The sequence below is a fragment of the Methylobacterium sp. BTF04 genome (assembly GCF_010692745.1).
In the GTDB taxonomy this organism is placed as follows: domain Bacteria; phylum Pseudomonadota; class Alphaproteobacteria; order Rhizobiales; family Beijerinckiaceae; genus Methylobacterium.
In genome coordinates this window covers 93,966-106,858 of sequence record NZ_JAAHTB010000011.1, presented here as the reverse complement: position 1 = coordinate 106,858, position 12,893 = coordinate 93,966, and the positions used below count along the sequence as shown (strand labels likewise).

At 68.8% G+C, this 12,893-nt stretch carries 14 protein-coding genes; 6 read left to right on the top strand and 8 right to left on the bottom strand.

Going from position 1 to position 12,893, the window contains the following annotated elements:
* Positions 1-163: 163 nt before the first annotated feature.
* A complete protein-coding gene (locus G3T14_RS09380; RefSeq protein WP_163642015.1) occupies positions 164-1,120 on the bottom strand; it encodes a methyltransferase domain-containing protein in 957 nt (318 codons plus the stop codon).
* Positions 1,121-1,161: 41 nt separating this feature from the next.
* On the opposite strand from G3T14_RS09380, the gene G3T14_RS09375 reads away from it, so the two are divergent.
* The 3 genes from G3T14_RS09375 to G3T14_RS09365 are packed head-to-tail and all read left to right on the top strand — an operon-like array spanning position 1,162 to position 4,420.
* Positions 1,162-2,205 (top strand): ligase-associated DNA damage response exonuclease, encoded by a 1,044-nt coding sequence (locus G3T14_RS09375; protein WP_163642014.1) that lies wholly within the window; start codon positions 1,162-1,164, stop codon positions 2,203-2,205.
* Positions 2,202-3,953, top strand: a complete 1,752-nt coding sequence (locus tag G3T14_RS09370) for a cisplatin damage response ATP-dependent DNA ligase (RefSeq protein WP_163642013.1) — start codon at positions 2,202-2,204, stop codon at positions 3,951-3,953. The genes G3T14_RS09375 and G3T14_RS09370 overlap by 4 nt, the downstream gene beginning before the upstream one ends.
* A complete protein-coding gene (locus G3T14_RS09365) occupies positions 3,950-4,420 on the top strand; it encodes a secondary thiamine-phosphate synthase enzyme YjbQ (RefSeq protein ID WP_163642012.1) in 471 nt (156 codons plus the stop codon). Before G3T14_RS09370 ends, G3T14_RS09365 begins: the two co-directional genes overlap by 4 nt.
* Positions 4,421-4,681: 261 nt before the next feature.
* Here G3T14_RS09365 and G3T14_RS09360 read toward each other — a convergent pair whose 3' ends face one another.
* The 5 genes from G3T14_RS09360 to queE form a co-directional block, all read right to left on the bottom strand.
* Entirely contained in the window at positions 4,682-5,572 is an 891-nt protein-coding gene (locus tag G3T14_RS09360; protein WP_163642011.1) for a dihydrodipicolinate synthase family protein, read from the bottom strand.
* Positions 5,573-5,617: 45 nt separating this feature from the next.
* Positions 5,618-6,064 (bottom strand): DMT family transporter, encoded by a 447-nt coding sequence (locus tag G3T14_RS09355; protein ID WP_163642010.1) that lies wholly within the window; start codon positions 6,062-6,064, stop codon positions 5,618-5,620.
* Between the two features lie 165 nt (positions 6,065-6,229).
* The gene (queC, locus tag G3T14_RS09350) at positions 6,230-6,940 is read right to left on the bottom strand and encodes a 7-cyano-7-deazaguanine synthase QueC (protein WP_163642009.1); all 711 of its coding nucleotides are present in this window, start codon (positions 6,938-6,940) and stop codon (positions 6,230-6,232) included.
* Positions 6,937-7,302 (bottom strand): 6-carboxytetrahydropterin synthase QueD, encoded by a 366-nt coding sequence (queD, locus tag G3T14_RS09345; RefSeq protein ID WP_163642008.1) that lies wholly within the window; start codon positions 7,300-7,302, stop codon positions 6,937-6,939. The genes queC and queD overlap by 4 nt, the downstream gene beginning before the upstream one ends.
* A gap of 56 nt (positions 7,303-7,358) precedes the next feature.
* Positions 7,359-7,991 (bottom strand): 7-carboxy-7-deazaguanine synthase, encoded by a 633-nt coding sequence (queE, locus tag G3T14_RS09340; protein WP_163642007.1) that lies wholly within the window; start codon positions 7,989-7,991, stop codon positions 7,359-7,361.
* A gap of 353 nt (positions 7,992-8,344) precedes the next feature.
* Between queE and G3T14_RS09335 the strand changes: the two genes are divergently transcribed.
* The 3 genes from G3T14_RS09335 (at position 8,345) to G3T14_RS09325 (ending at position 12,014) form a co-directional block, all read left to right on the top strand.
* Complete coding sequence (locus G3T14_RS09335) at positions 8,345-9,877, top strand: D-alanyl-D-alanine carboxypeptidase family protein (protein WP_163642006.1); 1,533 nt, start codon at positions 8,345-8,347, stop codon at positions 9,875-9,877.
* A 31-nt stretch (positions 9,878-9,908) separates the two neighbouring features.
* Positions 9,909-11,018: a GTP-binding protein gene (locus G3T14_RS09330; RefSeq protein WP_163642005.1), complete on the top strand. Its 1,110-nt coding sequence runs from the start codon at positions 9,909-9,911 to the stop codon at positions 11,016-11,018.
* Positions 11,019-11,138: 120 nt separating this feature from the next.
* On the top strand, positions 11,139-12,014 hold the full coding sequence (locus G3T14_RS09325) for a hypothetical protein (protein ID WP_246733125.1): 876 nt from the start codon (positions 11,139-11,141) through the stop codon (positions 12,012-12,014).
* A gap of 6 nt (positions 12,015-12,020) precedes the next feature.
* On the opposite strand, the gene G3T14_RS09320 is transcribed toward G3T14_RS09325, so the two are convergent.
* The gene (locus G3T14_RS09320) at positions 12,021-12,347 is read right to left on the bottom strand and encodes an HPr family phosphocarrier protein (protein ID WP_163642004.1); all 327 of its coding nucleotides are present in this window, start codon (positions 12,345-12,347) and stop codon (positions 12,021-12,023) included.
* Positions 12,348-12,459: 112 nt separating this feature from the next.
* Positions 12,460-12,861 carry a PTS sugar transporter subunit IIA gene (locus G3T14_RS09315; RefSeq protein ID WP_163642003.1) on the bottom strand — a complete coding sequence of 134 codons (402 nt, stop codon included), beginning with the start codon at positions 12,859-12,861 and terminating at the stop codon, positions 12,460-12,462.
* Positions 12,862-12,893: the final 32 nt, after the last annotated feature.

Here is a 12,893-nt window from a genome sequence, read left to right as displayed (position 1 = left end):
GCGTCTTCGGTCGTCGGTACCCTTTACGCACCGGGACGGCCGAAGAGTTTCGCAGCGACTTCCGGTTGAACCCGCCGCGCGCCATGCAACACGCCAGCGTATGGTCCGGTTCACCGGTTGCGGGCTTTACCGAGTGGAGAGGCGACCGCAAAGCCCGATGCGATCAGATCGCCGGCGGCGGTCGGGCTGGCCGACTGGCCACCACGATCCGGCCGGGCACATCGATACCGCGCTCGCGCCGCACCGCCGCCGCCGTGAGGCTACACAGGTCGAGCCCGGCCAGCGCGACCGCCTCAGAGACGAGAGTGTCGGCATGGGCGTAGCGCGCGTCCGCCCCGAGGACGAGGCCGTCGCCGTCGTGGGATTGGACCGTGAAGGCGAAGCGGCCTCTGGGCCGCAACACCCGTGCGACGCCTGTAAAGGCGGTCGCGAGGCTGCCGACGTAGATGAGCACGTCCGCCGCGACGGCGAGGTCGGCGCTGGCTTCCGGCTCGTCCGCGAGACACCCGACGAGGTTGCCCTCGACCAGCCTGGTGTAGAGCCGGCGTTTGGCGGCTTCGGCGAGCATGGCCGGCGATAGGTCGATTCCGACGAGACGTGTGGCCCGGTCTCCGAGGGCCGCCCCCACCAGCCCGGTGCCGCAGCCGAGGTCGAGCACGTCGCCATAGGTCGCGGGTGCGTCCGGCACCGCGTCGAGGGCGGCGAGGATCAGGGCCGGGCCGCGATAATGCAGGTCGTCGACGAGATGGCGTTCGAAGCGGGCGGCGTAGCCGTCGAACAGCGCGCGGACATAGCCCTGCGAGATCGCCCCGAGCGCGTCACCCTGGCCGATCTGCGCCAGGGCAAGCCGGGCGCCGAGCACGTCGTCGGGGTCGAGGTCGAGGGCGTTCGAATAAGCACGCAAGGCCGCATGGTGGTCGGCCAGGGGGCCGCCGGCGAGGTGGCGCGCCTCCCGGGCCCGCCCGAGCAAGAACCACGCCGGGGCGTAGCGGGGTGTGATCTCCAGGGTCTGCTCGGCCATTTCGGCCGCGCCCCGGGCGTCGCCATCGGCAAGGCAACCCACCGCATAGGCGTAGCGACGATCGGCGAGGAGGTCGCCCGAACTGTGATGACGTGACATGCGGCTTCGCTTGAGGATGGGGCGCCCTATATGCCGCGCCGATGACCCTACGCGCCAGCGATCTCCTCACCCTGACCCGCGAGGGCCTCTACTGCCCACTCGGGGATTTTCACGTCGACCCGACCTGGGCCGTGCCCCGCGCCCTGATCACCCACGGGCATGCCGACCATGCCCGCTCCGGCCACGACAGCGTTCTGGCGACGCGGCAGACCCTGCGCATCATGGCGGTGCGCTACGGCGAGGATTTCTGCCGGAGCCGGCAGGAGGCGAAGCTCGGCGAGGCGATCCGCGTCGGCGAGGTCACCGTGCGCTTCGCGCCGGCCGGTCACGTCCTCGGCTCGGCGCAGATCGCCATCGAGGCGCAGGGCGTCCGGGTGGTGGTGTCCGGCGACTACAAGCGCGCGCCAGACCCGACCTGCCTGCCCTTCGAGGTGGTGCCTTGCGACGTGTTCATCACCGAGGCGACCTTCGGCCTGCCGGTGTTCCGGATGCCCGATACCCGCCTCGAGGTCCGGAAGCTCCTCGATTCCGTCGCGCTGTTCCCGGAGCGCGCCCATATCGTCGGTGCGTATGCGCTGGGCAAGGCGCAGCGCGTGATGGCCCTGCTGCGGGAGGCCGGCTACGACCGGCCGATCTACCTCCATGGCGCGATGGAGAAGCTGACCGAGTTCTATAAGAGCGAGGGGATTCCGCTGGGCGAGACGCCGAAGGTGGTGGCCACCGAACGCGGAAAACTCCACGGCGCGATCGTGTTGTGTCCGCCCTCCGCGATCCAGGACGTGTGGTCGCGCAAGTTCCCCGATCCCGTCACCTCGTTCGCCTCGGGGTGGATGCGGGTGCGCGCCCGCGCCCGCCAGAAGGGTGCCGAGCTCCCGCTGGTGATCTCGGACCATTCCGACTGGCCGGACCTGTGCCGGACCATCCGCGAGACCGGGGCCGGCGAGGTCTGGGTGACGCATGGCCAGGAGGATGCGCTGGTGCATTGGTGCGGGACGCAAGGGATCGCGGCGAAGCCCCTGCATCTGCTGGGCTACGGCGACGATGGCGAGGCCGAGCCGGTCGCAGCGGCGGAGGAAGCCGCGTGAACGAGTTCGCCCACCTCCTCGACCGCCTCGCCTACGAGCCGCGCCGCAACGCCAAGCTGCGCCTGCTCCAGGATTATTTCACCCACGCCCCCGATCCCGAGCGCGGCTACGCCCTGGCGGCGATGACCGGCGGGCTGACGTTCCGCGAGGCCAAGCCGGCGATGATCCGCGGCCTCGCGGAAGCCCGCATCGACCCGGTGCTGTTCGCGTTGTCGCACAACTATGTCGGCGATCTCGCCGAGACCACCGCTCTGATCTGGCCGGTGCCCGACCCCGCGCCCCCCGAGGACCGCGGAGGCACAAGGGACGGTGAAGCGATCGCCGTCCTCGGCCACAACAATCCGCCACCGCACGTGCCCACCCTCGCCGAGGTGGTCGAAACGCTGGCGACCATTCGCAAGGCCGATCTTCCCGGCCACATCGCCACCTGGCTCGATGCGCTCGACGAGACCGGCCGCTGGGCGCTCCTCAAGCTCATCACCGGCGCCTTGCGGGTCGGCGTCTCGGCACGGCTCGCCAAGACGGCGATCGGCGCCCTCGGCGGCCACGAGGCCGATGCGGTGGAGGAGGTCTGGCATGGGCTGGAACCGCCCTACGCCACGCTGTTCGCCTGGGTGGAGGGCAGGGGAGAGCGCCCCACCACCCGCAACCCGGCGCCTTTCCGACCGCCAATGCTGTCGCATCCCATCGACGAGGAGGGCGATTTCCAGAAACTCGAGCCGCAGCTTTTCTCGGCCGAGTGGAAGTGGGACGGAATCCGCGTTCAGCTCGTCGGTGGCCGGGATGAGGCCGGCTCCCGCGTGGCCCGGATCTATTCGCGCACCGGCGAGGACATCTCCGGCGCCTTTCCCGATCTGGCGGACGCCATCACGTTCGACGGCGCCATCGACGGCGAATTGCTGATCCTGCGCGAGTCCCGCGTGCAGAGCTTCAACGTGCTGCAGCAGCGCCTCAACCGGAAGGCGGTGACGCCGAAGCTGCTCGAGGAATTCCCGGCGCATGCGCGCGCCTACGATCTGATGGCGGCCGATGGCGAGGATCTGCGCCCGCTGCCGTTCACGGAGCGCCGCGCGCGGCTCGAGGCGTTCGTGGCGGCCCTCGACCATGCCCGTATCGATCTCTCGCCGCTCGTCGCCTTCGCGACCTGGGACGATCTCGCCGCCGCCCGCGCCGATCCGGCCTCCGTCGGGGCGGGCGAGGATGCCGACGCCATCGAGGGCGTGATGCTGAAGGCCCGCGACAGCACCTATCTGCCCGGTCGCCCCAAGGGGCCGTGGTGGAAGTGGAAACGCGAGCCGTTCCGTGTCGATACGGTGATGATGTACGCCCAGCGCGGCCACGGAAAGCGCTCGTCGTTCTACTCGGACTACACGTTCGGGGTCTGGCGGGCACACGAGGACGGCGGCCGAGAACTGGTGCCGGTGGGCAAGGCCTATCACGGCTTCACCGATGCCGAACTTGCCAAGCTCGATCGCTACGTCCGCAACAACACCACCAAGCGCTTCGGGCCGGTGCGCGAGGTCGCCTACGGGCTCGACCACGGTCTCGTGCTGGAGATCGCGTTCGAGGGAGTCCAGCGCTCGACCCGGCACAAATCGGGGGTGGCGATGCGATTTCCGAGGGTGGCCCGCATCCGCTGGGACAAGCCCGCGGCGGAGGCCGATGCCATCGACGCGCTCGAAACCATCCTGGCCCGGGGCGAACGTGAAATCGCGCCGGGCAGCACAATAGCGGGTGCGGAGGCATGAGGCGGTCAGGCCGAATCGGCGCTCTGGAAGGGTTCTCCAGCGGCCCGGTGGAGCGGCAGGCGAGCGCTCGCTTCACCGTTGCGACGCCGGGCCAGGGCTTTACCGACATCACAGAACCAGTGGCGGCGTTTCTGCGCGAGAGCGGCATCCGCCAGGGCCTCGTCACGGTGTTCTGCCGGCACACCTCGGCCTCGCTGACGATCCAGGAGAATGCCGACCCGGACGTGCGGACCGACCTGATGACCGCCCTCGACAGCTTCGCCCCGCGCCATGCCGGCTACGTCCACGGCCTGGAGGGGCCGGACGACATGCCGGCGCATATCCGCACGATGGTGACGGATTCGGGCCTCGTCGTGCCGGTCAACGGCGGTCGTCTCGTCCTCGGGACGTGGCAGGGCATCTACCTGATCGAGCACCGCGACCACCCGCACCGGCGGGAGATCGTCCTCCACGTCATCGGGGCGTGACGGGGTATGCCGATCCTGCAGCCGGCAGTCAGCTCTGGGGACGTCGAGAAAACGCGCGCTGTTGAGAATGGCGACGCTTGACCAGATCGAAGCGATCCCACCCACCCCCTCATCCTGAGGTGCCGCGTCAGCGGCCTCGAAGGAGACCGCCAGTGCGCTCTGCGATCCCTGGAGCCCACCTTCGAGGCCTCCGCTGCGCTGCGGCGCCTCGGGATGAGGCGGGAGATTGGAAGTAGGGCTATCCAGTCAAGCAGCGCCGCTTCAAATCAGGCCCAGGCTCGCGAGCGTGTCTGCAACGCGCTGATGGGCCGTTGAGGACAGCGGCAGGATCGGGAGCGGTGGCATTACGCTGCAGCGACCGAGCAGGTCGGCGCTCGCGTACATGACCCGCAGGCTCGAAAATTCCTTGAACAACGCCCAAAGTGGCGCCAGCCGCGCATTCTGACGCTGGGCCTCGCCCGCATCTCCGGTTTGGACGGCCCGGACGATCGATAGGGCGACCTGCGGGAACAGGCCCGCGACGACGCTGTACCAGACGTCTGCGCCCGCCAGGAGCGCGGCGACCGCGTTCCAATCGCCGCTGCAGCCGAGTGACAACCCGTCCGGTACCAAACCGCGTTGGTCTCGCAGATATGCGGCGGCCGCGTCCGGCTCCGGGGCGGGGCACTTCATCGCGACGATGCCCGGAAGCCGGCTCAGCCGGCCGATCAGGGCGGGGCTAAAACGGAAATGGGTCGTGCCCGGATTGTCGTAGATGCAGAGCGGAAGGCGGCTCTCCCGCGCCACCGTGGCGAAGTGCTCGAACACCTCGTCGTCGGTGAGCGGGGTATAGGACATCGGGGCGAGGAGACCGGCGGCGGCTCCCGCCGCCTGGGCATCCTGAGCCAGCCGCACCGCCTCGTCGGTCCGCAGCGCACCGACCCCGACGAGGATCGGCACCTGCCCCGCCGCCTCCGCGATGGCGGCCTCGACCGCGCGGCGTCGCTCGGTCCGGGAGAGGTATGCGTAGGTCCCCGTGCTGCCGAGCAGGCCGATGGAATCGACCCCTGCCGCACGGAGGGGAGCAATGAGCCGGCGCAAGGCGACGACGTCGACGGTCCCACTCGGATCCGCAGGCGTGATGGGGAAGGCGCAGAGCCCTGTCAGATGCACCGGGACCGTCCTTCCGCACGCCGCCGTAGGGACACGACCCTAGGGTCAACGCCGGATCAGAACCACCCCGCCGATCAGGAGGGCGATGCCGATCAGGCGCGGCCCATCGAGGGAGCGCTGGACGAGGCCCATCCACCCGAAATGATCGAACGTCACCGAGGCGAGCATCTGCCCGGTGACGAGGAGCGCGATGAACGTTGCCGCCCCGAGCTGCGGCACGAGGAGAACGGAAAGGCCGATGAAGATCGCGCCGAACACGCCGCCGCTCCAGGCCCACCACGGGATTCGCGCCGCCACGCTCACCGAGGGGATCGGATCACGCAGCACCAGGGCGAGCAGCGCCATGCAGGCGACCCCGACGCAGTAGCTCGTGAAGCCCGACCAGACGGCCGAGTTCAGGGCCGTGCGGAGATTCGTGTTCAGAATCTGCTGAACGACGATGCTGCCCCCGGCCAGGACGGCGAGGACCGAAGGGATCAGGACGTTGAGCATCGGCCCTTGGCTTTTTCGTTTGGGATCATCGGCGCCGCGGTGCGGGCTCCGATCCGGCGCCCGTGACAATCATCGTCGAACGCGACCGTCAAACGCCAACGCGGGTTTTTGCTGCGTTCGCCCGCCGGACTGCGCGGGTCTCCGCGGGCGACGATCGGTGCCCGATCAGCCCGGGATCGCCTCGGCGACATATTCCGAAAACCCCTTCGCCCGCAGCGCGCAGGCCGGACAGGTGCCGCAGCCGTAGCCCCAATCGTGCCGTGAACCGCGCTCGCCGAGGTAGCAGGTGTGGGTGTCCTCGACGATGAGGTCGACCAGTTCGCGGCCGCCGAGGGTCCGCGCCAGATTCCAAGTCTCGGCTTTGTCGATCCACATCAGCGGCGTGTGCAGCACGAAGCGGCGATCCATGCCGAGGTTGAGCGCGACCTGGAGCGCCTTGATCGTGTCGTCCCGGCAATCCGGGTAGCCCGAATAATCGGTCTCGCACATGCCGCCGATGATGTGGCCGAGGGAGCGCCGATAGGCGAGCGCCGCCGCGAAGGTGAGAAACAGGATGTTGCGGCCGGGCACGAAGGTGTTGGGCAGCCCGTCCGCTTCGAACGCGATGGCGGTGTCGCGGGTGAGCGCCGTATCCGAGACCTGTCCGAGCGCATCGAGCGCCAGGGTGTGGTCGTCGCCGAGGCGCGCCGCCCAGGCGGAGTTCATCGCGGCGATGCGGTTCCGAAGCGTCGCGCGGCAATCGAGTTCGATCCGGTGGCGCTGGCCGTAATCGAAACCGAGGGTCTCCACCCGCGCAAAGCGCTCGAGGGCCCAGGCGAGGCAGGTGGTCGAATCCTGTCCGCCCGAGAACAGGACCAGGGCGCCGGCATCCGTCATCGCGCGGGTTCGCCCTCGTATTCGGCCCAGGACATCGGTGTCTCGAACACCTTCACCGCTGACAAAGCCGGCAGCGCCACCTTGGTGCGCGTCCAGATCCAGATCGCGATGTGCTCGGCGGTGGGATTCTCCAGCCCGTCGATGTCGTTGAGACAGTAATGGTCGAGCTGCAGCAGCACCGGCGCGAAGGCGTGCTCCACGTCGAAGAAATCCACCACCCAGCCGGTGGCGGCATCGACCGCGCCGGAGAGCGTCAGCTCGACCCGATAGGAATGCCCGTGCATCCGGTGGCAGCGATGCGTCTCGGGCACGTTGGGCAGGCGGTGGGCCGCCTCGAAGGTGAAGGCTTGGGTGATCTTCATGGGGCGGACTTATACAGACCTTGTGCGGCGTCGGAACGCATCGTTCGTGCCGGAGATTACGGAATTCCGATGATCTTGTGGGTCTGCAGCGACAGGCGCCAACGCGCGTCGCGACGGCAATACGCCACGGCCGCCGCGGTGTTGGCGAGGCGGTCCGGCCCGTCCATCGGCTGGAGCCAGTGGTGGCGGAAGTCGAGATCGGCAAATCGGGCGGGGTCGGCCTCCGCTTGGGGGAAGACCAGCTTCAGCTCGTGACCGCTGACCTGTACGACGGGATTGCCGGCCTTGGGGCTGACGCAGATCCAGTCGATTCCCTCCGGCGCGGGGAGGGTGCCGTTGGTCTCCACCGCGATCTCGAAGCCGTTGGCATGCACCGCCGCGATCAATGCGGCATCGAGTTGAAGCAGCGGTTCACCGCCGGTGAAGACCACATAGCGATGCCATGGCCCGCCGGCCCATGTTTTCGCGATGGAAGCGGCGAAGTCTTCGGCGCTTCCGAATCGGCCACCACCCTCGCCATCTATGCCGATGAAGTCGGTGTCGCAGAAAGAGCAGGCGGCCGTGGCGCGGTCCTCCTCGCGGCCGGACCAGAGATTGCAGCCGGCAAACCGGCAGAACACCGCGGCACGGCCGGCCTGCGCACCCTCGCCCTGGAGCGTGTGGAAGAGTTCCTTGACCGCGTAACCCATCTCGTCCTCGTGGAGGTCGACGCCTCCGGCACCTGCATACGTTGGTGGTCGTCGGCCTGCACATAGGCGGCCCGCGCCGCCGGGGCCACACCGCGCAGGCTGCCGCGCCATGCATCCCGGGGCGGTCTGCCATCCCGCCCGTCATGGTGCATTGCCGCATTCCGAAGGGATTTGCCATGCTCTCGCCACGGAGGCCGGGTTGGTGGCCGGCCTGCCGGCAGCGCTCCGGCGGTCATCCACAGCGAGACATCGGCTGTCAGAGTCGTTCTCGCCGAAGCTCGGCCGTTGCGCTACCTTGACCGTACGGGCCGATATGCGATCGGGCCGGGGTGTCCCTTGTCGAGACGGGCCTGATGCCGAACCGAATGTTGAGCCGCCTCGTCCTCGGTCTCGCCACCGCCTTCGGGGTGTTGGGCGCAGGGAGCGCGGGTGCGGTGACGGCCCCGATCCTCGTGGCCGAGGTCGATTCCGGAAAGGTGCTCTACGCGCAGGGCGCCACCGATCCGTGGTATCCGGCCTCGATCACCAAGCTGATGACCACCTATGTCGCGCTCGATCTGGTGCGCCAGGGCAAGGTCTCGCTCGATTCGCTGATCACGATCTCTCCGGCCGCCGCCGCCGAGCCGCCCTCGAAGATGGGCTTCCGCCCCGGCACGCAACTCACCCTCGACAACGCCCTCAAGATCATCATGGTCAAGTCGGCCAACGACGTGGCCTGGGCCATCGGCGAAAATCTCGGCGGGTCCATCGACGGCTTCGCCGGGATGATGAACGAAACCGCCCAGCGAATCGGCATGCACGAGAGCCGCTGGACCAACCCGAACGGCCTGCCCGACGCCCGGCAATGGACCTCGGCCCGCGACATGGCCGTTCTCGCCCGCGCCCTGATTCGCGATTTCCCCGACAACCGGGCGCTGTTTTCGATCAGCGCGATCCAGTTCGGCAAATCGGTGATGGCCAACCACAACGGCTTGCTCGGGCGCTACGCCGGCGCCGACGGCATGAAGACCGGCTTCATCTGCTCGGGCGGCTTCAACGTGGTGGCCACCGCCACTCGCAACGGCCGCCGGATCGTCACCATCGTGATGGGCCAGCCGAGCGCGCGCGAGCGCGACCTCAAGGCGTCGGACCTGTTCGATTACGGCTTCGGCCAGTCCGCCGGATGGGGCGCCCAGACTCTCGATGCCATGCCGGCTTCGGCCATCGGCGAGCCGCCCGATATGCGCCCCTACATCTGCGACAAGCGCAAACCCATGCCCGTCGATGAGGGTCCCGGCGCGATCGCAGCCGGACCCGATGCCGCGACCGCGCAGTTGATGGCCGCTGCCGCCCCCGCCGGATCGGCCCTGGCCCTCGCCACCCTGAACAGCGCCACTCTGCGCGGCCGTGCCCTGCCGCCCCGCGCGCCGCTGCAGCCGATCCTGGTCTGGATCGGCCGCGATCCGGCCGAGGGCGCCATCGCGCTCAACGAGCAGGCCGAGGCCGAGAAGGCCGAGCGCGCCGAGACCCTCGCTGCCGCCCGCAAGGCGAAGAGCGACGCCGTGGCCGCCAAGCGCGAGGCGGCCAAGCAGTCCAAGATTGCCGGCAAGGCGACCGATAAGCCCGCAGCGAAGGCGGAATCGCGGAAATCTCTGGCCCGCGGAAAGCCCGGCATCCCGTCTTCCGCCAGTGCCTACGTGCCGGCGGAATCCTCGCCGATCCTGGAAGGCTCCGCCAAGCCGAAGATCGGGGCGCTCAAGCCTCCGGCCGGCAAGGGGAATGCCAAGCCAGCAGCCAAGACAGCGGCGAAGCCGGAAGCGAAGGCCACGGGCAAGCCGAGCGCCAAGGCGAAGACGAACGCCAAACCGGCGGCCAAGGCGGCCAGCAAGGCCTCCGCCGAGGATTGAGCCCTCGGGCGGGGCGGGTTAGATCGTCGGCATGAGTGATTTGCCGACGCCCGAGATTATCCGTCGTCCCGAGCCGATCCCGCTCACCGTGCTCACCGGTTTTCTCGGAGCCGGCAAGACGACGCTGCTCAACCGGATGCTGCGCGATCCGGCGCTCAGCGACACCGTCGTCATCGTCAACGAATTCGGCGAGATCGGCCTCGACCACCTGCTGATCGAAACGGTGGACGAGGGGATGATCTTGCTCGGTGCCGGCTGCCTGTGCTGCACCGTGCGCGGCGATCTCATCGCTACCCTCGAAGACCTGCTGCGCAAGCGCGACAACGGCCGGATCACGCCGTTCCGCCGCGTGGTCATCGAGACCACCGGCCTCGCCGATCCGGCGCCGATCCTGCACGCCCTGATCTACCATCCCTATCTGGTGATGCGGTACCGGCTCCAGGGCGTCGTCACAGTGGTCGACGCGGTGAACGGTGCCTCGACCCTCGATTCCCATCCGGAGGCCCAGAGGCAGGCGGCTGTGGCCGACCGGATCGTCCTGGCGAAACAGGATCTCGCCGAGGATGGCGGTGAGGGCCTGCGGGCGCGCCTGCACGCCCTCAACCCGTCGGCTTCGATCCATGCGCCGGACGGCCCGGCGTCCGACCTGCTCGGCGGGCTGTTCGGAATCGAGGGGAAGAGCGCCGACGTCCGTGCCTGGCTCGGAGCCGAGGCGGTCGACGCGCATCATCACCACCATCACGGCCACCACCATCACGACGTGAACCGGCACGATGCCGCGATCCGGGCCTTCAGCCTGACGAGCGACGTGCCGGTACCGCGAGCCGCCTTCGAGATGTTTCTCGATTTGTTGCGCTCGGCCCATGGGCCGAAGCTTCTGCGCCTCAAAGGGCTCGTGGCGCTCGCCGACGAGCCGGACCGTCCGCTGGTGGTTCACGGCGTCCAGCACGTCATTCACATGCCGGTCCATCTCGACGCGTGGCCCGACGACGACCACAGCTCCCGCCTCGTCCTCATCGTGCGCGACCTCGATCCGGCCTTCGTGACGCGTCTGTGGGACGCGTTTCTCGGGCGTCCGCGTATCGACACGCCGGATGCCGCGGCCCTCACCGCCAACCCGCTCGCGATCCCGGGCGGCTGATTCCGTCCCAGTCCGGCGCAGGCGTCGGCGGCATCTTTCTTGGACCTGTGACGGCATAGGGCCGCTCGAGGGCGTGCCGATGTCCCGAAACGGGACGGTCCATGGAAGTGGGATGAGACGATGAGACACCCTTTCACGGTGATCCAGGGTGGCGCGGCCGAGGGCGCGTCCGCTGCCCCGATGGTCGGGCCGCTGCTCTGGCGTGTCGACCTTCGTCGTGCGGTCGACGTCACCGAAGGCGAAATCGCCGCCTGGCGCGGCCTGCTCGTGCGCGCCGGTTCGGCCGAACCGGTCTATGCCGACCCGGACTTCCTGCTCGCGGCGGCCCAGCACCAGGCCGGCGGGCGCGACTTGGTCTTCGCGTTCGCTTGGTCGCACGGCAACGGACCCGATCGCCTGCACGGCGTGGTTCCTCTGGCGATCCCGCATCCCATGTGGGGCAACGGCCAAATCGCGCCATGGCAGCCGCACGGAGTGTCGGTGGCGCCGACCATCGAGGCGGCCGTGTTCGACGACGTGCGGGATGCGCTCGCGGATCACCTCGCAAGCGTGCGTCCGCGCGGCACTCTGGTTCTGTCGGATGATCCCTACGCCGCATCGCCGGTCACGAATCCCGGGCGCACCCTGCGATCTGTCCCCAAGCGGGTCGCGATTCCGGCAGACGCCCTCGTCGGCATCCGCTCGGCGGAATCGGCCCAGCCCGAACGGCCGGCTGTGGAGCGCATCTCCGAACCCGACCGGATCCGCGATGCGGTGGAGGCGTTCCTGATCCTCGATGCCGAGGTCTCGCCCGCGCCGATCATCGGAGATCCGTCCGAGGCCGCACTGGTGCGGGTTGTGACGCGGCTATTCGCGCAGCGGCGTCAGGCAAGCGTCGAATTGACGCGGTGCGACGGCGCCGTCGTCGCCGCGACCCTTCGGCTCGGAGTCGGTACCCAGGCGGTGGTCTGGCGGCAGGTCGCCGGTGTGGCGTCGCTGCGCGCGCGCAGCGCCTGAGCCGGCCTACTCGTCCTCGCCGAACTTGTTGGCGAGGAGGTCGACGATCGCGGTGAGGCAGGCTTCGGCATCGGTACCCGACGCCACCACGGCGATCGCGGTGCCTTGCGCGGCGCCGAGGGTGAGAAGGCCCATGATCGAGCGCCCGCCGACCGTTTCGCCCGAGCGGGTGACGGTGACGATGGCGTCGTAGCGTTCCACGGTCTGGACGAATTTGGCCGAAGCGCGCGCGTGCAACCCACGCCGGTTGATGATCGGGATGAGCTTGATCAAGCCCCCCTCGGGCACCGGCGGCAAGGTGTCGTCCACGTCGTCGTCGTATTCGTCGCTCATGGGTGCTCGCCGTCCCCTCGCTCGCGTGCGCGCCGTCTTGGTCGGCGTCGGCCGGTCCCGCCGAGCGGTGCCGTCGAACTGCCTGTAAGCGGTCGAGGTGTTCTAAGGAAGACTATTTGCCGGCGAGCACGCGCGAGGCGACGTTGATGTACTTCCGGCCCGCCTCCTGGGCGTGAAGCACGGCGTCGCCCAACGGTTCGGCATCGCGCACGCTGGCGAGCTTGATCAGCATCGGCAGGTTGATCCCGGCCACCACCTCGACCTGACCGCCGTTCATGCACGACAGGGCGAGGTTCGACGGCGTGCCGCCGAACATGTCGGTGAGCACGACGACGCCCTTGCCGGTATTGACCCGGCTCACCGCGGTCATGATGTCCAGCCGCCGCATTTCCATATCGTCTTCGGGGCCGATCGTGATCGTCTCGATCTGCTTCTGCGGCCCGACGACGTGCTCAAGGGCAGCCTTGAACTCCGTCGCGAGCAGCCCGTGGGTGACGAGCACCATTCCAATCATCGACGCGGGTTCCAACGCCTTGTGAGCGGAGC